The organism is Pandoraea thiooxydans, from assembly GCF_001931675.1.
GTDB lineage: Bacteria > Pseudomonadota > Gammaproteobacteria > Burkholderiales > Burkholderiaceae > Pandoraea > Pandoraea thiooxydans.
On sequence record NZ_CP014839.1, the window covers coordinates 1,881,613 to 1,905,064 of the forward strand.

General features: G+C 62.7%; 16 protein-coding genes and 1 pseudogene. 9 read left to right on the top strand and 8 right to left on the bottom strand.

Annotated elements, in window-relative coordinates; translation table 11 throughout:
- Position 1 precedes the first annotated feature (1 nt).
- Genes hpaE through hpaI form a run of 5 tightly spaced genes read left to right on the top strand, consistent with a single transcriptional unit; the run spans position 2 to position 4,417 of the window.
- Positions 2-1,462: a 5-carboxymethyl-2-hydroxymuconate semialdehyde dehydrogenase gene (gene hpaE / locus PATSB16_RS08675; RefSeq protein WP_047213787.1), complete on the top strand. Its 1,461-nt coding sequence runs from the start codon at positions 2-4 to the stop codon at positions 1,460-1,462.
- Positions 1,463-1,516: 54 nt separating this feature from the next.
- Entirely contained in the window at positions 1,517-2,365 is an 849-nt protein-coding gene (gene hpaD / locus PATSB16_RS08680) for a 3,4-dihydroxyphenylacetate 2,3-dioxygenase (RefSeq protein WP_047213788.1), read from the top strand.
- Between the two features lie 27 nt (positions 2,366-2,392).
- Positions 2,393-2,788 (top strand): 5-carboxymethyl-2-hydroxymuconate Delta-isomerase, encoded by a 396-nt coding sequence (locus PATSB16_RS08685; RefSeq protein ID WP_047213789.1) that lies wholly within the window; start codon positions 2,393-2,395, stop codon positions 2,786-2,788.
- 5 nt (positions 2,789-2,793) lie between these two features.
- On the top strand, positions 2,794-3,597 hold the full coding sequence (hpaH, locus tag PATSB16_RS08690; protein WP_047213790.1) for a 2-oxo-hept-4-ene-1,7-dioate hydratase: 804 nt from the start codon (positions 2,794-2,796) through the stop codon (positions 3,595-3,597).
- Positions 3,598-3,607: 10 nt separating this feature from the next.
- Complete coding sequence (gene hpaI, locus PATSB16_RS08695) at positions 3,608-4,417, top strand: 4-hydroxy-2-oxoheptanedioate aldolase (RefSeq protein WP_047213791.1); 810 nt, start codon at positions 3,608-3,610, stop codon at positions 4,415-4,417.
- Positions 4,418-4,432: 15 nt separating this feature from the next.
- On the opposite strand, the gene PATSB16_RS08700 is transcribed toward hpaI, so the two are convergent.
- The 4 genes from PATSB16_RS08700 to PATSB16_RS08715 form a co-directional block, all read right to left on the bottom strand.
- Positions 4,433-5,167, bottom strand: a complete 735-nt coding sequence (locus PATSB16_RS08700; RefSeq protein ID WP_072628626.1) for a DsbC family protein — start codon at positions 5,165-5,167, stop codon at positions 4,433-4,435.
- A 5-nt stretch (positions 5,168-5,172) separates the two neighbouring features.
- The gene (locus tag PATSB16_RS08705; protein WP_237170322.1) at positions 5,173-5,964 is read right to left on the bottom strand and encodes a sulfite exporter TauE/SafE family protein; all 792 of its coding nucleotides are present in this window, start codon (positions 5,962-5,964) and stop codon (positions 5,173-5,175) included.
- A gap of 339 nt (positions 5,965-6,303) precedes the next feature.
- Entirely contained in the window at positions 6,304-7,188 is an 885-nt protein-coding gene (locus tag PATSB16_RS08710; RefSeq protein ID WP_047213792.1) for a c-type cytochrome, read from the bottom strand.
- A complete protein-coding gene (locus PATSB16_RS08715) occupies positions 7,185-7,844 on the bottom strand; it encodes a c-type cytochrome (RefSeq protein WP_047213793.1) in 660 nt (219 codons plus the stop codon). The genes PATSB16_RS08710 and PATSB16_RS08715 overlap by 4 nt, the downstream gene beginning before the upstream one ends.
- A gap of 507 nt (positions 7,845-8,351) precedes the next feature.
- Here PATSB16_RS08715 and PATSB16_RS08720 point away from each other — a divergent pair.
- On the top strand, positions 8,352-9,302 hold the full coding sequence (locus PATSB16_RS08720; protein WP_418303894.1) for an IS110 family transposase: 951 nt from the start codon (positions 8,352-8,354) through the stop codon (positions 9,300-9,302).
- A gap of 16 nt (positions 9,303-9,318) precedes the next feature.
- Here the strand turns inward: PATSB16_RS08720 and PATSB16_RS08725 are convergent, their stop codons facing one another.
- The gene (locus PATSB16_RS08725; RefSeq protein WP_047213794.1) at positions 9,319-10,038 is read right to left on the bottom strand and encodes an MBL fold metallo-hydrolase; all 720 of its coding nucleotides are present in this window, start codon (positions 10,036-10,038) and stop codon (positions 9,319-9,321) included.
- Positions 10,039-10,140: 102 nt separating this feature from the next.
- Complete coding sequence (locus PATSB16_RS08730) at positions 10,141-18,891, bottom strand: glycoside hydrolase family 94 protein (RefSeq protein WP_083566737.1); 8,751 nt, start codon at positions 18,889-18,891, stop codon at positions 10,141-10,143.
- A gap of 579 nt (positions 18,892-19,470) precedes the next feature.
- Here PATSB16_RS08730 and PATSB16_RS08735 point away from each other — a divergent pair.
- Together PATSB16_RS08735 and PATSB16_RS08740 are read left to right on the top strand one after the other, a co-directional pair.
- Positions 19,471-19,668, top strand: a complete 198-nt coding sequence (locus PATSB16_RS08735; protein WP_047213795.1) for a hypothetical protein — start codon at positions 19,471-19,473, stop codon at positions 19,666-19,668.
- Positions 19,669-19,769: 101 nt separating this feature from the next.
- Positions 19,770-20,171 (top strand): hypothetical protein, encoded by a 402-nt coding sequence (locus tag PATSB16_RS08740; RefSeq protein WP_047213796.1) that lies wholly within the window; start codon positions 19,770-19,772, stop codon positions 20,169-20,171.
- Positions 20,172-20,380: 209 nt separating this feature from the next.
- Here PATSB16_RS08740 and PATSB16_RS08745 read toward each other — a convergent pair.
- Positions 20,381-21,663: pseudogene (locus PATSB16_RS08745) on the bottom strand (IS256 family transposase).
- Positions 21,664-21,887: 224 nt separating this feature from the next.
- On the opposite strand from PATSB16_RS08745, the gene PATSB16_RS20850 reads away from it, so the two are divergent.
- Positions 21,888-22,265, top strand: a complete 378-nt coding sequence (locus tag PATSB16_RS20850) for a hypothetical protein (protein ID WP_156884688.1) — start codon at positions 21,888-21,890, stop codon at positions 22,263-22,265.
- Positions 22,266-22,315: 50 nt separating this feature from the next.
- On the opposite strand, the gene PATSB16_RS08750 is transcribed toward PATSB16_RS20850, so the two are convergent.
- Complete coding sequence (locus PATSB16_RS08750; RefSeq protein ID WP_047213797.1) at positions 22,316-23,035, bottom strand: Crp/Fnr family transcriptional regulator; 720 nt, start codon at positions 23,033-23,035, stop codon at positions 22,316-22,318.
- Positions 23,036-23,452 lie beyond the last annotated feature (417 nt).

A 23,452-nucleotide genomic window follows, 5' to 3' on the forward strand; every position in this document is an offset into this window, starting at 1 on the left:
CATGATCAAGCATTGGATCAACGGCAAGCAGGTCGACAGCCGCGAGACGTTCATCACGCTCAACCCCGCGACCGGCGAGGAAATCGCCGCGGTCGCCGCGGGCGGCGAAGCCGAAGTCGAGGCGGCGGTGGCCGCGGCCAAGGCAGCGTTCCCCGGGTGGGCCAATACGCCGGCCAAGGAGCGAGCGCGCATCATGCGCCGGCTGGGCGAGCTGATCCAGGAGAATGTGCCGCGCCTGGCCGCGCTGGAGACCCAGGATACCGGTCTGCCGATCTCGCAGACCGCCAGGCAGCTGATTCCACGCGCCTCGGAAAATTTCAATTTCTTCGCCGAAGTTTGCGTGCAGATGAACGGCCGCACCTACCCGGTCGACGACGCCATGCTCAATTACACCCTCTATCAGCCGGTGGGCGTGTGTGCGCTGATCTCGCCCTGGAACGTGCCGTTCATGACAGCCACCTGGAAAGTCGCGCCGTGCCTGGCACTGGGCAATACCGCTGTATTGAAGATGTCGGAGCTCTCGCCGCTCACCGCCGATCAGCTCGGCCTGCTGGCGCTCGAGGCCGGCGTGCCGCCCGGTGTGCTGAACGTGGTACAGGGCTTTGGCGCCACCGCCGGCGACGCGCTGGTGCGGCATCCGGACGTGCGCGCGGTGTCGTTTACCGGGGGCACCGCCACCGGTCAGCGCATTATCGAACGGGCCGGCCTGAAGAAATTTTCGATGGAGCTCGGCGGCAAGTCGCCGGTGCTGATTTTCGACGATGCCGACCTCGAGCGGGCGCTCGATGCGGCCCTGTTCACGATCTTCTCGATCAACGGCGAGCGCTGCACCGCCGGGTCGCGCATCTTCGTGCAGGAAACCGTCTACGACGATTTCGTGCGCCGCTTCGCCGAGCGCGCCGACCGCCTGACGGTGGGCGATCCGACCGACGAGCGGACTCACGTAGGCGCCATGATCACACGCCAGCACTGGGACAAGGTCACCGGCTACATCCGCCTGGGCGAGCAGGAGGGCGCCTCGATCGTGGCCGGCGGCCCCGAGCGGCCGGCCGGCCTGCCCGCGCATCTGCAGAACGGCAATTTCGTGCGGCCCACGGTGCTTGCCAACGTCGAGAACCGCATGCGGGTGGCGCAGGAGGAAATCTTCGGCCCGGTCGCGTGCCTGATCCCGTTCAAGGACGAAGCCGACGGTCTGGCGCAAGCCAACGACGTCAAATATGGGTTGGCTTCGTACGTATGGACCCAGGACGTCGGCAAGGTCCATCGCCTGGCACGCGGCATCGAGGCCGGCATGGTGTTCGTCAACAGCCAGAATGTGCGCGACTTGCGCCAGCCGTTCGGCGGCGTCAAGGCATCGGGTACCGGCCGCGAAGGGGGAGAATACAGCTTCGAGGTATTCGCCGAAATCAAGAATGTGTGCATTTCGATGGGCAGCCATCCGATTCCCAAGTGGGGCGTTTGAGGCCGGCGAACCAGTCCGGCCAGGCAGGTGAAAGTCAAAGGAGAGAGACGCGAGATGGGTAAATTGTCGCTGGCGGCCAAAGTCACGCACGTGCCGTCGATGTATCTGTCCGAGCTGCCCGGCAAGCATCATGGCTGCCGCGAGGCAGCCATCGCCGGGCACCGCGAGATCGGCCGGCGTTGCCGTGAGCTTGGCGTCGACACGATCGTGGTGGCGGACGTGCACTGGCTGGTCAACGCGGGTTATCACGTCAATTGCAACAGCCGCTTCAAAGGCACATACACCAGCAACGAGCTGCCGCATTTCATCAAGGACATGGCCTACGAGTATCCGGGCAACCCGGCACTCGGTCGGCTCATCGCGCAGACCGCGAGCGCGCGGGGAGTATTCACGCGCGCGCATGAGATCGACAGCCTCGAGCTCGAATACGGCACGCTCGTGCCGATGCGCTATATGAACGGCGACCAGCATTTCAAGGTGGTGTCGATCGCCGGCTGGTGCGCATGGCACCAGCTCGACGAGAGCCGCCGGTTTGGCGCCGCGCTCAAGGAGGCGATCGAGCAAAGCGATGCCAACGTGGCGTTTCTCGCCAGCGGCTCGCTGTCGCACCGCTTCAACGACAACAACAGCCCGGAAGAGGCGATTCACGAGATCAGCCGCGAGTTCTTCCGCCAGGTCGACCTGCGCGTGGTCGAACTGTGGAAGCAGGGCGATTGGGCCACCTTCTGCAAAATGCTGCCCGAATACAACGAGCATTGCATCGGCGAAGGCGGCATGCACGACACGGCGATGCTGCTGGGGCTGCTCGGCTGGGACGCCTACGACAAGCCGGTGGAAATCGTCACCGATTACTTCGCCAGCTCGGGCACCGGACAGATCAATGCGATCTTCCCGGTGTCCTGATCCATTTCAATCCGCTGGAGGTTTGCGATGCCCCACGTCATCGTCGAATACACCGACAACATCCGCGGCGAGGCCCACGTGCCGGCGCTGCTCAAGACCATCAACGAGACCCTGATCGCGCAAGGCGACGTGTTTCCGATCGGCGGCATACGCTCGCGCGCGATCGAACTGCACGACTACCGCATGGCCGATGGCGACCCCGGGGCCGACTATGCGTTCGTGCACGTCACGCTCAAGATCGCCGGCGGGCGCGACGAAGCGGTCAAGAAACGGGCCTGCGACGCGCTGTTCGACGCCATCAAGCAGCATTTTGCGGCGCTGTATGCGCGGCGCTACCTGGCGTTGTCTCTCGAGCTGGTGGAGTTCAGCGAAGGCGGCAGCTATAAGCACAACAATGTGCATTCACGCTTCAGGAAGGATTGATACCGATGCTTAGCCGAGACACCATCGAGCAGATCGCCGCGCGCCTGCACGAGGCCGAGCAAAAGCGCGTGCAGATCCGTCAGATTTCGCTCGATTATCCCGAGATCACGATCGAGGACGCCTACGCGATTCAGCATGCGTGGGTATCGATGAAGCTGGCCGTGGGGCGCACCGTCAAGGGGCACAAGATCGGCCTGACCTCGCGCGCGATGCAGATGTCCTCGCAGATCGACGAGCCCGATTACGGCACCCTGCTCGACGATATGTTCTTTGCCGAAGGCGGCGACGTGCCGGCCGCGCGCTTCATCGTGCCGCGCGTCGAGGTGGAGCTGGCGTTCGTGCTGGGCAAGCCGCTCGCGGGCCCGAATTGCACGCTGTTCGATGTCTATGACGCGCTCGACTATGTGATTCCGGCGCTGGAGATCATCGATGCGCGCAGCCAATCGATCGATCCCGACACGCGGCGCCCACGCAAGGTCTTCGATACGATCTCGGACAATGCAGCCAATGCCGGCGTGGTGTTGGGCGGGCGGCCGATCAAGCCGTTCGATGTCGATCTGCGCTGGGTCTGCGCAATCCTGTCGCGCAACGGCGTGATCGAGGAAACCGGCGTGGCCGCGGGTGTCCTGAATCATCCTGCCAACGGGGTCGTGTGGTTGGCCAACCGGCTCGCGCGGTTCGACGTCTCACTTGCTGCCGGCGAGGTCGTCCTGAGCGGTTCGTTCACCCGGCCGGTGCTGGCGCGCGCCGGCGATACGTTCCACGCCGATTATGGTCCGATGGGCTCGATTGCCTGTCATTTCGCTTGAGGAGCAAGCCATGGAATTTCCGCGCAACACATTCAGGCAGGCGCTGTTGGCCGGCGAACAGCAGATCGGTCTATGGCTCGGCCTGGCCAGTGCCTACACGGCCGAGCTGCTGGCCGGCGCCGGCTTCGACTGGCTGCTGATCGACGGCGAGCATGCCCCCAACAACGTGCCGTCGATACTTGCCCAGTTGCAGGCGGTGGCACCATACCCGGTGCGCCCGGTGGTGCGCGCGGCGTGGAACGATGCGGTGCAGATCAAGCAGTTGCTCGACATCGGCGCCCAGAACCTGCTGGTGCCGATGGTGCAGGACGCCAACCAGGCCGCGGCGGCAGTGGCGGCCACCCGCTACCCGCCGCAGGGCATCCGCGGGGTCGCGAGCTCGATCGTTCGCGCTTCGCGCTGGAATCGGGTACCGGATTACATCCATCGGGCCAACGACGAAATGTGCGTGCTGGTGCAGGTCGAGACACGCGCGGCGCTGGCCAATATCGAGGCAATTGCCGCGGTGGATGGCGTCGACGGGATATTCATCGGGCCGGCCGATCTCGCGGCCGATTTCGGCCACCTCGGCAACCCGGGCCACCCCGACGTGCAGCGCGCGATCGACGACGGCCTGAGGCGCATTCGCGCGGCAGGCAAGGCGGCCGGCATACTGAGCAGCGACGAAAAACAGGCTCGCCACTATATGGCGCAGGGCAGCACCTTCACGGCGGTCGGCGTCGATGCGGCAGTGCTGGCACGCAGCGCGCAGGCGCTCGCGGCGCAATTCAAGGACGGCGCGAGCGCAGCGGCTGCCGACCGGCGCGATAAAGCGTATTAGTAGCTGGGCCCGGCGTTATCGCCCCGCCTGATCGAGCGCGCTGTTCAGGGTGGCGAGCGACTGCGCGCCGCTCATGCGCGCGCCGTTGGCGAAGATGATGGTCGGCGTGGCGCTGACATCGAGCCGGCCACCGAGCGCCAGATTGCTGTCGAGCGCGCCGGCGTTGCACGACGCCTGGGGTTGCGGCTTGCGCTGCTTGAGCATCCAGTCCGTCCAGGCGGCGTCGCGATTGGGCGAGCACCAGATGTCGCGCGACATCGGCTTCGAGTTGGGCGTCAGCACCGGGAACAGGAAGGTGTAGATCGTCACATTGTCGACGTGTTGCAGGGTCTGCTCGAGGCGCTTGCAAAAAGGGCAGTACGGATCGGCGAAGATCGCCATCTTGCGGCTGCCGTTACCCTTGACGGTCTTGATCGCGTCGGCCAGCGGCAGGCTCGCGAAGTCGGTCTTCCGGGCGGCCTGCAGGCTGGCCTCGGTCAGGTTCTTGCGTCCCTGGGTCTGAATGAGCTGGCCCACCAGCATGTATTTCCCGGCACGATCGGCGTAGATGATTTTGTGATCGACATAAACTTCGTAAATGCCGGGCAGCGGCGTCGCCGAGACCTTCGACACGCTCAGGCCGTCGCCCAGGTTCTGGTCCAGCGCGGCCTGCATGGCTGCCACCGTCGGCGGCGTCTCGGCCCAGGCCGGGGCAAGCGCGCCGAGCAGCGCGGCGCACAGCAAGGTGCGGCTTACGACAAATGATTTCATGGGGATTATCTGGCGTGCAGTGATTGATACAGCATGTAAAGGGCGACCAGGACGATCATCCCGGCAAAAATGCGGTTCAGCGCGCCGCGCTTGTTGGCGAGATGCCCGGCCGCACGAGCGCCGAGCCATCCGCCGATGACGCCGCCGGCGACGAACTCGATCGCGATCGTCCAGTCGACCTGGCTGGTCAGCGCGTAATTGATCGCCGTAGTCAGTCCGAACGACCCCACCGCGAACAGCGACGTACCGATCGCTTCGGCGATCGGCATCGGTCCGGCGAACATCAGGCCCGGGACGATCAGAAAGCCGCCACCGATGCCAAAGAACCCCGACAGGCCGCCCGCGCCGAGCCCGGTGCCCCACAGCCGCGGGTGAGCGCCGGGGCTGAGGGTCTGGCCGGGAGCATGCGCCGCCTTGGGCCGCAGCATCAGGAAGGCCACGAAGCACATCAACAGGGCGAAATAGATCAGCAGGCTATGACCGTCGACCAATTTGCCGATCGACGAACCGATGGCCGCGCCGATCACGCCGCTGGCCGCGAACGAAAACGCTGCACGCCAACGCACGCGGCCGGCACGGGCATGCGGAATCAGATTGATATAGGCGTTGGTCGCCACCGCCAGTGCCGACGTGCCGATCACCAGATGAGGGTCTTTCAACCCCACCACATAAAGAATGAGCGGCACTGCGAGAATCGAGCCGCCGCCGCCGACCAGGCCCAGCGAAAAACTGACGAAACCGCCGCACAACGCGGCCACCACGCCTTGGGTCAGCGAGGGCATTGCAAAAATATCCATGATTTCATTGCTCGAAAAGCGCTTGGCCCAATGCGTGCGGGAAACCCTGCGGCGGGGAACCAACGATAGTTGCGGTATTGAATCCGACGCTTGCCGGCGAGATTGCCGGCTGCGGGCTTCATATTACTAGATGAAATAAGCATATATCTATGAGTAATATGGTACGTAAAAGTGCCCGCCTTGTCAAAGCGAAGCACAGCCCTCGTACACGCTCATGCGTGGCGAAGCGGAGGTTGACAGGAGAGAGCGGCCGCACCGGGCCGAGCGAGCCATGAATTAAAGTCGAACTTTAATTCATGGCTTTAAATCTTTGTTTTATTTATATTTATGCAGCAGAACTCATTCGCTGCCCAGGACATGGCCGTTGACGGTGCGGCCGTACATCGAATACTTGGAGTCGTGATACTTGAGGCGCGTGGCCTCGACCGACCCAGTGAAACGCGGATCCTGCGGCCGTTCATGACTATCCATGAAAGTCGCCACGTCCCACGCTTGCTGATCGGTCAGCGAACCGCCCAGGCCCAGCGGCATATTGGCCTTGATGAAGTTCGCCGCGTTCTGGATCGAATGCATGCCAGCACCCCAGTTGAACGAGCGCGCGCCCCACAGCGGCGGGAACACCACCTTGCCGCCACTCGACTGTCCTTGCCCGTCCGGGCCGTGGCATAGCGCGCAGTGCTGCGCAAAAACCTCGCTGCCGCGCGCGTAGCTCGGGGTAAGCGCAGGCGCGGACAGTTTCGGATATCCACGTCCGGCCACCGGCCCGCCGACCGGTGCGCCAGTGGACAGCCAATACGCATAGCTCTCGAGGGCCACCAGCACCGGATCGCCCAGCGGCGGCGCCTTGCCGTTCATGCTGAAGCGGAAGCAGCCTTGCATGCGTTCGGCGAAAGTATTCACGTGGCCGTTTTTGCTGCGATAGGCCGGATAGGAGATATACGCGGCCCACAACGGGCTTGAATTCGGCCGCCGGCCGGCATCGAGGTGGCAACTGGCGCAATTGAGCGAATTGCCGACGAACTGGCCGGCCAAGGTGCCTGTATGGAGAAAAATCTGCTCGCCCAGCTTGACCGACTTGCCGAATTCGCCTTTGGGCATCGCGCTCTCGGGCGGCGGCGTGAACTGGACCGGCGCGGGGCCAGCGGCATTGGCGCCGGACAGACCACCGATGGCGAGCAGCAGGCCAAGCAGGGAGGCGCTGAGCAACGAGTGAGTACGCTTCATTGTCCACCTCCATGTACGTTCGCTTGCGTCGTCACCGGGTGGCCCAAGCCGCCGTAATAGGTCGACACGGCGGTGATATCGGCCTCGGACAGCTTGCCCGCGACCATATGCATCAAGCCCAGGGGCCCCGGCGGGCGGGTACCTGCCTGGAACGCATGCAGCTGGCCTGCGATGTAGGCCGTTGGCTGGCCTGACAGCGGCGGGAATGCCGCGCCCACGCCGATGCCGCCCGGACCGTGGCACTGCGCGCAGGCGGGCAGGCCGGCCAGCCAGCGTCCTCGATTGGCCAGCCAGGCACCGGCATCGGTCGGCTCGATGGCCGCATCATTAATCGGCGGCACGGCAACCGGTGCGGGCAATTGACTGAAATAAGCCGCCACCGCGATACGCTCGCGCGGCGTCAGCGCCTTGGCGAAGGGCTGCATGATCGGATTCTGGCGCTGCCCGCTGGCAAATGCGTCGAGCTGGCCCACCAGATACGCGACGCTGAGCCCCGCCAGACGAGGAAAGCCCGCCGCCGCGTTTCCTTGCCCCGCCGTGCCGTGGCAACTGACGCAAGCCGATACGCCCTGATTGGTGCCATGCGTGGCAATGGTCTGGCCCAGTGCCACCGGCGCTGCTGCCGCCGCGGACGTAGCGGACGTCGCGGCTGGCATCCCGGGTGTTTGTGCCCGTGCCTGATGCACAATGATGAAAGTACCCGTCAGTGCCGTGGCCAGCAGCCACCATGGGTGTTCGCCTCGGCGTCGTGCCGAGGCCCTTCGGACTCGCTCCATATTCGCCCCCTCTAATAATTGTCAGTGTCTGCTGCCGTGCCGGCCGCAGCGATTGATGGTGCGTGTTGATGCTGCCGGTCGGACGTCACGATTGCGATCATAGCGCGTGTCGGATCGCCCGCACAGCCCGTGCCGCGGTGCCCGCGGCCCTTGTATGTTTAGACCAGACCAGCGCGGTACAGTCTGATCACCGCTGAGGTGACCGGACCGGAGCGTGCAGCCTGGTAGGCCCTGGAGTCGGCGAGCGTGCTCGCCAGCTCGTGACTGAGTCGATTGCGCACGGACCCCGTGCTGGTCTTCCTGACGCCCGAACGGTTAGTCGAGCGGTTTGCTGCCTGCTCGCATGCACAAGGAAGGGATATGAAGACCATGTCTGGATCATCCGTGATGGTGGGCATCGACGTTGCAAGCGCCCATGTCGATGTGGCTTGCGTGGGAGCGGTCTTGCCGCCCGAACTGGCGCATCTCAGCAACGATGCCGAGGGGCATTCGGCCCTGGCTGACGCCTTGGCGAAGCTGCAGCCCGGGCTGGTGCTGATGGAGGCCACCGGAGGCTACGAGGCGGCGTTGGCCTGCGCGCTGCAAGCGGCGGGAATGCGCGTGGCGGTGATCAACCCGCGTATGGCGCGGGACTTCGCCCGCGCGATGCAGCGCCTGGCCAAGACCGACCGCATCGACGCGGCCACCCTGGCCGAGTTCGCCAGCGTGCTGGCCCAGCGCCCTGACTGCGAGCGCTTCGTGCGCCCGCTGAGCGAGCCCGAGCAACAGGATCTGGCGGCCCTGGTCACCCGCAGGCGCCAGCTCGTGGCCATGCAACTGTCCGAGCGCCAGCGCCTGCGGCTGGCTCGCCCGGTCACGCGCCCGAGCATCGATGCCATGTTGGAGGCCATCGGGCGCCAGCTCGACGACGTCGACGCCGAGATGGTGAGCCATGTCGAACAGCATCATGCCGTGATGGCCAAGCTGTTGCAAAGCGTGGCCGGCATCGGCCGCATCGCCGCAGCGACCCTGATCGCCGAGCTGCCCGAGCTGGGCAGGCTCAACCGGCGCCAGATCTGCGCGCTGGTCGGCGTGGCGCCCTACGCCAACGACTCGGGCTCCAGCCGAGGCCGACGACGCATCACGGGAGGGCGCTTCGAGGTGCGCCGCGCCCTGTACATGGCCACGCTCACTGCAACGCGGTTCAACCCCGCCATCCGTGCCTTCTACGAGCGCCTGGTGGCCGCGGGCAAGCTCAAGAAGGTGGCCTTGATCGCCTGCATGCGCAAGCTGATCACCCACCTCAATGCCATCACCCGGGACCACTTGAACGCTCAAAATCAACCCCTCACTGCTTGACTTTCAACACGGTTACTCAGCCCTGCGGGCGCGCGGCCGCCGCCGGCTGCCCGCAGGCCAGATTGGCGGGCACGGCGATATCCATCATCTTGGGCGTCGGCAAATTGAGGTTATTCATCAGTGCGATGTATTCGCTCTCGGTCTTGCCCGCCAGACGCGGATTGAAGCGTTTTTCCTCGCCGATGCTCGAGGCCGTCCAGCCTTTGTAATCGTGACCTGGGTAGAGGGTCGTGTCGTCGGGCAGGCGAAACAGCTTATTGGCGATCGAATCCCACGAACGGGCCGGGTCGCCGCCCTGAAAATCCGTGCGTCCGGTGCCGCGAATCAGCAGCGCATCACCGGTGAAGACCGCGCGCGGCGCAACCGGCCCTAGCACGAAACTGAACGACTCGTCGGTGTGCCCGGGCGTGTACAACGCGCACAGTTCGATGCCGTCCACGCACAGGATTTCCCCGTCGCCCACACGCCGCGACACGCATTCCGCTCGGGAGCGCTCGCCCATGATCGTGGTGCATTGGGTCGCGTCGCGCAGATCGCCGAGCGCGGTCACGTGATCGGCATGGGTGTGGGTGTCGATCGCATGCACCAGCCGCAGCTCGAGTTGTTCGATCAGCGTCGTGTAGTCGGCCAGGCGTTCCTTCACCGGGTCGATGAGCAGCGCTTCGCCGCCGGGCCTGGAGGCGAGCAGATAGGTATATGTGCTCGATGTCGCGTCGAAAAACTGGCGAAAAATCATGGGGATGTCGGCCTATGACGTCAATATTACTTATTGGAATAAACATATACCTATAAGTAATATGCTATAAGCCGGCAACTTTCCTGTCAATGCGGTCTTGCACTATGAATGCGGCGCCTGACCCAACATCACTAGTACACGATGGAGCTGGCCGTCGTCGACCAGCGCGACGCTGTGGGTATTCGAGGGCAGGGGCACGCCGTCCAGTTCGACCCGCGCGACGCCTTTGGACACGCCCTGGGGGTTATCGACTGTTATCAGGTAGTGCGTCGCGCCATGTCGGTAGTCGAGCCGGAAGCTGCGCCAGTCGCGAGGGATGCAAGGATCGACGGTCAAGTTCTCGCCATGCTTTTGCAGGCCCAGGACCGATTCGAGTCCGCCGCGATAAAGCCACCCGGCCGAACCGGTATACCAGGTCCAGCCACCGCGCCTGACGTGCGCCGGCGCGGCATAAATATCGCCCGCCACCACATACGGCTCGACCTTATAGGCGTGCACGCCGGCACGGGTCGAGGCATGATTGACGGGATTGAGCATCTTGAGCAAATCACCCGCCCGATCCCCGTCGCCCAGCATTGCATAGGCGATCATGCACCACGCCGCGGCATGCGTATATTGGCCGCCGTTCTCGCGCACGCCGGGCAGGTAGCCTTTGATGTATCCGGGATCATACGGCGTTTTATCGAACGGCGGCGCGAGCAGCAGCACCAGATCATCGCCCGGCCTAATCAAATACTGCTCGACCGACGCCATCGCGCGCCGTTGCCGCGCGAGCTCGGCCGCGCCCGATATCACGCTCCAGCTTTGCGCCAGCGAATCGATCCGGCACTCCGCATTGGCCGAACTGCCCAGCGGCGTGCCGTCGTCGAAATAGGCGCGCCGATACCAGGCGCCATCCCAGGCGTCTTTTTTCAACGCGGCGCGCAAGGCGGCGGCGTGCTTGTGCCAGCGCTCGACGCAGGCATGCTCGCCGCGCGCGGCGGCGAGCACGGAAAATTTCGCGATGGTCGAGTACAGGAACCAGCCAAGCCACACGCTTTCCCCCTTGCCCGCCTGGCCCACGCGGTTCATGCCGTCGTTCCAGTCGCCGCCGCCCATCAACGGCAGCCCATGCGCTCCATTGGCCAGGCTGCAATCGATCGCGCGCACGCAATGCTCGAACAGCGTCCCGGTCTGGGCCGAGACCTTCGGCGCGTAATAGGCGTCTTCGTGCTCGGCCGGCACCGCAGGGCCTTCGAGGAATGGCAGCCCTTCATCCAGGACAGCCGCGTCGGCAGTTACCGACACGTATTGCGCGACCACATACGGTAACCAGAGGCGGTCATCGGAGATATGGGTACGCACACCGCGCCCCTGCTGCGGATGCCACCAATGCTGCACGTCGCCCTCGACAAACTGCCGGGCAGCCGCATCCAGCAGATGAGCGCGCGCGAGATCCGGCCGCGCCATATTCAGCGCCATGCAGTCTTGCAGTTGATCCCGGAATCCATAAGCGCCGCTGGCTTGGTAAAAGGCTGCGCGCGCCCACATCCGGCACGCCAGCACCTGATAGAGCAGCCAGCCGTTGAGCATCAGATCGGTGGCGCGATCCGGGGTTTCGACCTGCACCTTGGTCAAGATGCGGTCCCACTGCGCATTTACTTCGGCGAGCACTTCCGTCGGGTCGAGCGCGCGGTAGCGGCCGATCAGTTGCCGGGCTGCCGGCCGGTCGGCGGTCTGGCCGAGCAGGAAAGTCAGCTGCACGCGTTGGCCGGGCGCGAGTTCAACCGCGGTCTGAAGCGCGCTGCATGGATCGAATCCGGCGCCGGTGCGGTTGCTCAGGCCGGCTGAGCCAGCCAATGCCGCCGGTTGCTCGAGCGTGCCGTTGCGGCCGATGAATTCGGTGCGATCACCCGTCCACGACGTTTTGCGGCCGACCCAGTCGACGAAGGCAATGCGCTTGCCGAACCCGGCATTCCAGGGGTTGGCGGCAAACATCGCGCCGGTCTGCGCATCCATTTCCGTCACGATGAACGGAGCGCTGGCGGCCCTGGATGTGCCCAACACCCACTCGGCATAACCCGTCACCGAGAGTTTGCGCGGGCGGGAAGACAGGCTCTCCAGCGTCAGGACCGAAATCTTGACCGGATCGCTCCAGCTCACGAATTGCAGCAATTCGCTCATCACGCCGTGCGAGCTGTGCTGAAAACGGCTATAGCCATGGCCGTGACGGGCGATGTAGCGGGTGTTTTCGATTCGTATCGGCAGTGCAGTGGGCGCCCAAAGCTCCCCCGTTTCGTCATCGCGCAAATAAAACACCTCGCCCGGCGTATCGCAAACCGGATCGTTGGACCAAGGCGTTAGCTGGTTCGCCTGGCTGTTCTCCGACCACGTGTAGCCGGCACCGGACTCGGAGACTTGAAAGCCGAAAGCCGGATTCGCAATTACGTTGATCCAGGGCGCCGGCGTACGCTGATCCGGCCCCAGCACGGTGACATACTCGCGGCCCTGGCTGGCGAAGCCGCCCAGGCCATTGAAAAACTCCAGCGTCGGCACGGCCGGCAGCGCCGTTTGCGCGAATGCCCGGGGCGTCAGCGGCGCCGGCAAGGGCGGTGGGGCGACCGGCTTGGATTCCGCGCGGCGCAGGCGCAACACCTGCTCCTCCAGGCTGCCTTGCTGGATGCCCAGCACCACCGCGCGCGCCGCGCACAACAGCAGATCCCGTTCGGAAGCCTCGATCAAGTCGGCGCGCAGCACGAAAATGCCGCCACCCCTGCCCCCCGGGGCGGGCGTCGCCTGGCAGCCGCTCACCATATTTTCCAGCGACGTTTGCAAATCCTGGACATAAGAGGCTTTTCTCTCGTTCAGGATAACCAGATCGACCGCCAGGCCCTTGCCATGCCAATATTCGTGCGCGCGCAGCAACTGCCGGACAATTTCACGATCTTCCTGATCGTCGGTGCGCACCAGCACAATCGGCAGATCTCCCGAAATGCTATAGCGCCACAGGGCCGTGGCATTGAGCGTATTACGCTTGAGTACCTCGCTGCTGGGTCGCATGACGGGGTCGGAATAGAGCACCCGATTGGCGAGGTACTGAAAGGTATGCGCTTCCTCCGCCGTGATCCCGAGATGGTGCAGGCGCACCTGGCCCTGCGTCCACGCCAGGGTCGAGATGCGCTCGAAACTCGCCGCATCGCGGTATTTGTCCGCCAGATCGATGATCTCACCGCGGGTTGGCGCGACCATGGTGGCGAACAGGATATCCGCCGTGGCGCCAGCCGCGACCTGCACGCGAGTGCGCAGGCTCAGCACCGGATCGAGCACCGATCCCACGGTATTGGAGAGCGGCCGGCCGTCCATGATCGCGACCGGATCGCGTATTGGGTGGCCGCGCCCGAGAAAGCGGGCACGATCGGTCTCATAGCCGACGTTTTCGCTGCGCGAGCCGCCGGCCAGGATGTGCGCGGCCCATACCGGGGCGTCGGTAGCGCTGTGCGGTCGTCGCATGGCCAGCAGACCGTGCACTTCCGGCAAGTATTCGGTATGGATGAAAAGATTCGAAAAGGCCGGGTGCGTCGCGTCGGCCGCCATGGGCGCGAGCACGACCTCCGCATAGGAAGTCAGTTCGATTTCCACGGCTTGCGCGCCCGAATTGGTAAGCGTGAGACGGCGGATCTCGGCGTTGTCTTCCGGCGAAACAATGATTTCCAGACAGGTCGAAAGGGTCCCGTCGTGGCGCACGAAGCGGGCTCGATCCTCCGAGAAAACCACCTCGTAGCGATCGGGTTCCAGGCCGAGCGGCTGATAGGTTGCAGACCACACGTCGCCGCTCGCGGTATCGCGCAGGAAAATATAGCTTCCCCAAGCGTCGCAAGTGACATCCTCGCGCCAGCGCGTCACGGCCAGACCATCCCAGACGCTATACCCCGAGCCCGCGGTGGTCACCATCACGGCATAGCGCCCGTTCGACAGCAGATGAGTCGACGGCACGGCTTGCCGGGCCGAGTGAAAGCGGCGGGAAACAGGCCTGATGATCTCTTTGGCCAGTACCGCATCGGCGATATCCGGGCGAACTTGAGCTTTTCCGACTTCACGTGGACGCGGTTCCTGCAGCAGCAGATCGGCGGCGCGAACGATCGGTTGACGATGAAAGCGGCGGCGCATGACATCGTCGAACAGCACGTTGCCAAGCGCCACCAGGGACATTCCCTGGTGGTGGGTCATATAGGTGCGCACGGGCGCCACGCTGCGGTTTTCGGGCAGGCGCGACGGCGTGAAATCGATCGCATCGTAGTAACCGAAGATGCCGCGCCCGCCGGCTGCATCGAGTTGCTTGAAGTTGGCGACGGCCGCGCGCGTATCGTACATGGCGGCGAGCAGGGTAGCGTACGGCGCAATCACCAGGTGCTGTGCCAAGCCGCGTTTCAATCCCAGTTCCGGGATGCCGAAGTCGGCATACTGATACGTCAAGGCGCGATCGCGGACGTTATAGGCCGACTCGGAAACGCCCCACGGCAGGTGTCGCTCGCGCCCGTATGCGATTTGCCGCTTGACGGCCAGATGACAGGTTTCATCCAGCAGGCTGTATGACGGCGTGAACATCACCAGCGAGGGCATCAGGTACTCGAACATCGAGCCTGACCAGGACATCAGGACCGCGCCGCTGCCCTGTGGCGTCATCGGACGTCCCAGGCGGAACCAATGGGTGGCCGCGACGTCGCCCTTGGCGATGGCGATAAAGCTGGCCAGGCGGGACTCCGAAGCGAGCAAATCGTAGTAGCTGTTGTCCAGCACTCCTTCCTTGATGCGATAACCCACCGAGAACAGGCGGCGTTCGGGATCGAAAAGAAAGCCGAATTCCATTTCCTCGCATAGACGCCTTGCAGTCGCAGCCAGGGCTTCGAGCCGACCGGCCAGCCCGGCGCAGGCATTTCCGATCGGATGCAAGGCGTCACGGGCGACAGCGGCGGCATCGCCAAAGCCGTGTCCGGTGGCGGGGCCGGCCGACAATGCCGTACTGAGCGAATGGCAAAAATCAGGAGTCGCGGCGATCGAGATGCCGGGCTGCAATGCGCCCTCGCGACGCGGCAAAGGCGTGGCGTATTCGATTGCCTGCACAAGCGAGGTCGGCACGCATAACGGCAGGTCGCGACGATGGCTGGCGACATCGGCGCGGATCGATTGCGCCCAGGCCAGCACCTCGCTGTGCTGCGCGTCGCCTCGCTCCGCGGCAAAAGTCTGCGCCAGATCGAGCAGCGTCGCCGCCCGCTCTTCGAGCCCATGCCATCGGCCGGACCAGTCGACGTCGTTCATTGGCGCCTCAAGCAGCCACTGTTCGAAATCATCGAGCCCTTCGTTGAGCTGACGCAAGTTGACCGTCAAGGTACGGCGGTCGTCTCGCTCGGCCTGGATCGCTTCGCGCAGCAGCCATACGGTATCCCGGACTCCCGCCAACTGTGCTGCGCAAAACACCGGCTGCTGCGCCATTTCGAGGCAGCCGCTGGCAAGCGCGAGCAAGTGGCCAGCCAGATTACCGCTGTCGACCGACGAAATATATTGCGGATTGAGCGGGCTTAGCGTGCAGGTGTCATACCAATTGAAAAAATGTCCGCGAAAACGCTGCAGGGCCTGCATCGTCCCCAGCGTCGTCTCGAGCCTTTCCACCATTTCCGTGATGCCCAGCCAGCCAAAATCGCGCGCTGAAAGCGTCGACAGCAGATAAAGCCCGAAATTGGTTGGGGAACTTCGGTGCGCGACAATCGGCGCCGGGTCTTCCTGGAAATTATCGGGCGGCAGTCCGTGATCCTGCTCGGTGACAAAAGTGGCAAAAAATCGCCAGATGCGGCGCCCGGCCATGCGCATCGCCACCACGTCGGCGGCCTTGCCGGGGTAGGGCGGGGCAGTCTTCGGCGGCGCGCTGATCCATTGAGAAAAAAATGGCGAGATCCCCCACAGCACGAGAAACGGCGCGGCCAATCGCAGGTTGTCGGGATTAAGGTAGGCCACCACGGCGGCACACAGCACGGCAATGAAGATGGCGCCGCGCAAAGACCAGGTGAAACTGCCCAGCGAAATGCCCGCGCGCAATTTCGCCTGCGCGGCGGTCACCCATTCGAGCAGCAGGCGGCGGCTGACCAGCAAACGGAACAGCGTGCGGCCGACGGCATCGAGCGCCAGCCAGGCGTGGTTCGCCAGCAACGTGACGGCAATCAGCAGGTGGCTGCCACCATAAGCCACGTCTTTGCCCACGGCACGCAGATGGCTGCGGATCGATATGCCACTGCGCGGCGGTATCAAGCCCTGGCACAGCGACAACAGCGCCGGCAGGGCAAGTGCGAGCAGCACGTAACCGCTCCACAGGCCGACGGGTACTCGCGGCAGCACCCAACTTGCCAGTAACGTGAAGATCATGGCTGGCGCGGATAGCGAGCGACGCAAGTTGTCGATCATTTTCCAGCGGCCGATGGCGGGAATCGATTCGCCGGTGAGGCCTGCAATCCATGGCAGCAACTGCCAATCGCCTCTTATCCATCGGTGCGAGCGGGTTGCCGCGACTTGAGAGTGGGAAGGAAAATCTTCGAATAATTCAATGTCCGTCACCAAGCCGCAGCGCACGAAGACACTTTCCAATAAATCGTGACTGAGCACGGTATTTTCGGGAATGCGGCCGGCCAACCCGCTCTCGAAAGCGTCGACGTCATAGATGCCTTTGCCGGTATAACTGCCTTCGCCGAATAGATCCTGGTAGACGTTCGAGACTGCGCCGGCGTAGGGATCGATACCGCACGGCCCGGAGAAAATGCATTGGAAAATGGACCTTTCCTGAGCCGTGGGGAGCGTCGGAGTGATGCGCGGCTGCAAAATGCCGTACCCTTCGACGACCCGGCGCGAGCGCGGATCGATCCTCGGCTGGTTCAAAGGATGCGCCGCGGTACCGACCAATTGGCGCACGGCGTCGATCGGCAGCCGCGTATCGCTATCGAGCGTCAGCACATAACGTACGCCGGCGGGTGCACGCGGCGGCGGGCCACCCACGGGCAGGAACGAGGTATCTGTCGCTCCGCGCAAAAGGCGGTTGAATTCGTGCAACTTGCCGCGCTTTCGCTCCCAGGCAATCCATTTGCGCTGGGCCTGGTTCCACAAGCGCCTGCGGTGGAACAGGAAGAAGCGCGGGGTGCCGTCGAGCGCGGCGCCATATTGTGCATTGAGCGTCGCGATTTTCTCCGCCGCGGCGTTCAACAGCGCCCAATCGCCGTCGCGATATTCGGTGTCTGCATCGGCCCAGTCCGACAGCAGCGCGAAAAGTATGTCGCCCTTGGCGTTGGCAAGGTAATGCACTTCCAGTTGTTCTATTTGCGCCTCGATTGCCGCTTGCGACGTGAGCAGCGTCGGCACCACGACAAAAGTCCGCAGTTCCGGCGGGATACCTTGCTTCAGCGCCAAACGCGCCAGATGATGCGGCGCGACCAGCCCGGTGATAGCTTTGTTGATCAGCGTAACCGCCATGTCCGAGGCCGGGAAAAACCCCAGCAAGCCCAGTAGAAGCGCCCCTGCCAGACCCACGCCGGCATTGATGCTGGGCCATAGCGGCAGGCACAACAGCACCGCGCTGAGCAGCAGGATCGTACCGATATACGCTGCCGTGGCGCGTGAGGTGTAGGCGCGCAGCAAATGCTGCTTCCACGTCGGGCGAAAACCGACTTCGCGCTCGAAGGCAGGGCGACCGCTGGAAATGAGGTAATAACCGGGGTCGGCGATGCGCCCGTCGGATAGGTTGCCCCGCTCGGCGTTGCCCGCCGCCTTGGCCACCGCCGCGCGGGCGATTTCGAGTTCGGTATGCCGCGATTGTTCGGCCAGCACCTCGATGGCGTGGCGATACCGGTCGCGGGTCGTGAAATCCATGCTCGGATAGACTGGATGGCGGCGCAGGCATTCGTCGACCAGGCTGACGTCCTCGACGAGCGGGCGCCAGTCGAACGCGTACATGTCGCGCATGCTGGTGATGAGGTTGCGCACGGTCATATTGGCGGCCGCTTGTTCAGCGTGCTCGGCCTGCACGACATCGTCAAACGATTGCGCCTGGCGCGCCAATTGCTGATTCAGTCTTTGCAGCGAGATATCCTGGTAGCGCAGGCGCTGAATCAATTGCACCACGAAAGCCGATCCGAACGGTTCGGCAATCAGCTTGTTCATCGCCGTATCGATGGCCTGCGGCGTTTGAGCGCGAAGCGCCAGCAAATGGTCGGCGATTTCGTCGGCTTTCTGACGCCCCGTTTGCGCGCCAATGACATGCACGCTTAACCGGCGCAGATTCTCGATCATCACGCACTGCAGGGTCAGCGGAATGGCCCACAATTCAGCAATGGTCAGCGGCTCGATGCGTTGATAGGCGCGCAGAAAGCGTCGCAGCAAGACAGCATCGAAGCGGCTATCGGTATGCGCGACGAACGCCCAGATCACGCCATAAATGCGAGGCTTGCCATGGAGCGGGCCATCCGAAAGCATCGGCAACACCCAATAGGAGCGCTGCGCCTGCCCCAAGCGAGTTTCCTTGAACAGCCCTTCGATCACGCGGAAATTGTCGAGCAGCCACTCGGCCGCCGGCGTGATCGAGCGGCGCTGCAGCGTTGCCTGAGATATCGCGCGATAGCATTTGAGCAAGACGCGTTCATTGTCGGCCGCGCGTGCGGCCAACGCTCGTCCGTTGCCGCGGCGGGCGGAGACGACCTGCGCCGCGGCCAAGCTGGCCGCGTGTTGCTCGAGCCGTTCCGTGCTGAAAAGTTCGGCGCGAATCGGCGGCTCGCGCGGGCCGAGATCGCCGACGGTACGCTTAGGGCCAACGAAGCCCGGAAAGCGCGGCAGGAGCCACATAGTGATACCTCTTAGGTCGCTGGATTGGGTCGGTGACGCCCGTCTTGCCGGCCGGTTGCGTTCGCGACCCATGCACGGGACCGGTCAGGCTATTCGACAAGAAGCGAACGAGGCCTACTGGCGGCTGGCGAGAGCGTGACGCGGCGGTACTTGATCCGCCGCTTGTCGCGGCACCGCAGGTACTCGCTTGAAACGAGGTGTCGCGGAGGCGTGCCGCCATGCTCATGCCGAGTGCCGACCGCAACCACAAGGTCGGTACGAAAGCGGCGTCACACATGAAAGTGTCACAGAATTGCGCCTTTCGGTATGTACGGCAGCGTACAGAGCGCTACCGCCTGGCCGTGGCAGTTTCGCGTCTATTAATCCGTGCCAGTTCGTGAGGCACTTGACTTGGCGTGGTTCTCGCTGGCCGCGTGAGCGCGGCGCGGCATACATCGCCAGAAAGCGCTGAGCTATGTTCGCCACCGAACCGACAACGGCCGGTCGCGTGGTTATGTTGACGGTGACGGCAAGCGAGCCGGGCATCTATGTAGACCATGATGGTCGTGCGCTTTGCTTGCCAAACCATTGGCGGAAAAAATGAACAGACGGAACGGCAAGGTGATTGTGGTATTGGCGACGAGCGTGTTGGTGCTGGCCTTATCTGCGTGCCAGAAACCGGAGGGTCCGGCGCAGCGCGCCGGTAAGGCCGTCGATAGCGCGGCATCAAATGCCGGACAGCAGATCGAGAACGCGGGCGACAACATCAAAAACGCGGCAAAAAAAGACAGCAAGTAGCGTGCCCACCGGCATATGCAACCAGCCCGTCTGGCGGCGCGGATCGCGATCTGCTGGTCACCCGGTAAAGGTTCGGGAAATCTAAAATCTTGGATACGGTCATGATCAGATTCGCCAAATTTCTGGATAGCCTGATGCTGCTCTACCTAGGTGTTGGAACAGCTCTGTCCGCACGCTCGATCGGCATGGACGCCGATCAGCACACACTGGTCAGTGTGCTGGGTATTTTATTGGGCGTCGCGGTTATGATGTTGTTCGTATTGCCTTATTATTTTTCACTTACATCTTTAAGCACCTGCACGGCGCGTCGGGTACGACTGGTTCGTTGGATGCACGGGGTGCTCGTCTTGTTAGCGTTTTTCGGTATGCTGATAGCCATCAGCCGTGATGTCGACTCGCGTCGAGTGTTCCTTCTACTGGCGACAGTCATCATCGTTTCTGTTGTCAATTTGTTGGCGCTCGCGGACCTGGCAGCGGTGGTCCGGCGCATTCGCTGGCCCTGAAAATTCCACTATATGATGCGGCATCCCCCGATCTGCCTGGCATTTTCGCAGGAAAATCGAAGACATGACAAAACCGAGTGGCAATAAAACCACGTGTGATCGGCTATGGTGGCCAAATAATAGGGCGCTTACGATTCGAAACGACGCGCACGGCGTCATTTCCTTCGGAGCAATCGTCAAGTCTGGTGTATGCGGGTCGGTCGACATGATCAGGCGGCCAGCGCTTGAGGAGCCGGCGTGCTTTCAATCACCGGTGTTCCGTCCTTGAAGGGGATGCCCTTCATGAGCGGGTCGATCTTGTCGGCGCCGCGAATTTTCTTCCACGACCTCTCAGCCGCTTCGATCCAGCTTGAACGCCATGCTAAGGAACGTCGCACCAGACAGACAGTTACGCGTGCGGCTCGTACGATGGCACACCGTCGCGAACGTCGATTCAATCGGATTCGTGGTCCGCAGTGCTGCCAATGTTCGGCAGGAAAGTCGTAGAACGCGAGCAGCGCGTCGCGGTCTTTCACGAGCTTCTCAACCGCCTTTGGATACCTGGCTGCGTTGGTGTCGACAAACTGGTTGAACGCGACGATCGCGTCAGCGCGTGTCGCTGCATTCCAGATTTCCCCGAGCGCCGCCTTGACCTTGCCATGCTGCGATTTGGGCATGACGTTGAGGATGTTTCCGATTCTATGAAACCAGCAGCGCTGGTGACGAACCTGCGGAAACACTTCCTCGAGCGCGGCCATAGCCCCATCGCGCCGTCACCGACAGCCAGCAACGGCGGCGCCTGCAGACCGCGTGCTTTCAGGTCAAGCAGCAGCTCGACCCACGACGCTTTCGAGTCGCGATAGCCGTCGCTGAGCGCCACGCGCTCCTTCTCGCCGTTCGGCTTTACACCGATGATCACCAGCAGGCACTGGCCGTCGGAATCCTCCGCGCGCGCCTGCGTGTAGATGCCGTCGGCCCACCAGTAGATCCAGTTCGCCTTCGACAAATCGCGCTTTTTCCACTGCTCATACTCGTCGAACCAGGCGACCTTCAGACGGCTCACGACGCTCGCCGACAGCCCTTTGGCCTGCTCGCCAAGGAGCTCGGACAGCGCGTCGCCCATGTCGCCCGTGGACACACTACGCAGGTACAGCCACGGCAGCGACGACGACACGCGCGGCGACTTGCGTACGTAGGCCGGCACGATCGACGAATTGAACTTGATGCCCGAGTCCGAGCGGTCGCGCACCCTCGGCACCTGGACCGCCACAGGGCCTACGGCTGTGACGATTTCGCGCTCAGGCAGATAGCCGTTGCGCACCACGGCACGTCGGCCATCGATCGTCTTCACATTCGAATATTGCTCGAGCATGGCTGCCAGTTCCGCCTCAATGGCCTTCTGGATGATGAGCCGTGCGCCTTGCTGGATCAGGTCGGCGAGACCGGTCGAGCCGGTCAATTCCGCTGCTTCTGCTGCTTGACTGCTGTTCGTTTCCTGCGTACGTTTCGCCATGGTGGTGGAGTTCGATTGGGGAAGTGTTACCTTGGAAAGCAACATTCTCCTTCAATCACCACCGCCTTCTCTGGCCTCCCTCCCGCGTACACCACTTTCGACGATAACTCTTTCCTTCGTCACTACGACCGGAATCATCGATGTCGGAATGCTCGTGTCCGCCCATAACGAAAATGTGGCCGTGATATGCCGCAGCGCAGGCAGACCGACATGACGCGCGATGCATGATTAAAAATGAACTCTGTCATTTGTTGGTCACCAAACATGACATGGGCGGTGGGACACAATCTAAGGCCGGCTGCGGCGAAGCGATTCAGGTTAGCGCGCGGAACATCCCGCTGGAGAAGACGATGCTCAAGATACCTGTTGGATTCGTGGTGTGTCCATGTTGCGGCATGGCATTTCCACTGACTGTCACCACTACGGACGAGGCGCATTTGCGAGCCCACTTGCGGTTGGACGCCCCGGTCAAATGCCCTACCTGCAATCATGCATTTGCCTGCGGCAGTGCAAAATCCTATGTGCAGGAAGAATTGATCCAGGATGGCACCACGCTTGATTCGTCCAGCAGGGGATGTCTGGACGGGTTGGATAATCACTGACTGCTTTTCGATGGATCGCGAGTTGCCTCGCCCTGTTGATGCATGCCCCGCTAACTCGCGATCTTGCTTGGAAGAAGCCGGTTGTACTCGTTCTTCACCACCGCATAACATTCACAGGTGCGCCTCTCCAGGCCAGGACGATCCAGCACGGCAATGTGACCTCGAACATAGCTGATCAGCCCGGCCCGTTGCAATTTCAGCGCCGCCTCCGTCACGCCCTCCCGACGAACGCCAAGCATGTTCGCGATCAATTCCTGGGTCATCGTGAGTTCATTTCCCGTGAGGCGGTCCAGACTCAAAAGCAACCACCGGCATAGCTGCTGATCCAGAGAATGATGGCGATTACACACCGCCGTTTGCGCCATTTGAGTGATGAGCGCCTGGGTGTAGCGCAGCATAAGACGCATAACCGGGCCAGATCGACTGAAATCGTCCTTTATTGTTTGCGCGCTCAGCCTGAAACCCGTTCCCGCACTCTGCACCACCGCGCGGCTGGGGGTGGACCCACCGCCCATGAACAGCGCAATGCCTATCACGCCTTCGCTACCGACAACGGCAATCTCGGCCGAAGCACTGTTTTCCATGACATACAGCAAGGAGACGATGGCGGTGGTCGGAAAATAAACGTGGCTCAGCGTGCCACCCGACTCATATATCACTTTTCCCAGCGGCAATTGAACCAGTTCGAGCTGCGGTAGCCAGCGTTGCCATGGCTCGTCGGGCAGGGCGGCAAGCAGATGATTCTGTCTCGGGTCCGGGGAAACAGTCATGGCAGGCTCTCAAGCTGGACGAAGTTCAGCGCCAAGAAAAGCCGCTCGAACGCATCGCGTCGGAGGCAGCCGTGCATGGCGCATGATCGCATTGTGCCGCGCTCCGTGGCATATGGCATACGCGGAATTACCCTATCGGGACATCTATCGGGAGCGTGTTTCGAGAACATGACTCTGATGCGCACTCAACATAGCGGTATGCGTAGAGGCCTCGGTGCCAATGTACGCTGCCGTACAGACAATGTGATGGCGGGCGTTTAGCCTCCACACCTTGCCACACCGCATGTCAAAAATATCAATTTCGGCATTATCGAATCGGATTCTCATGCAACTATTTAGGATATATAACTATAAAAAAAGTCAGCCAGATCATTTGGCGCCGGAGCGTAATCTATGGACCTTATGAAAATCCCGGAT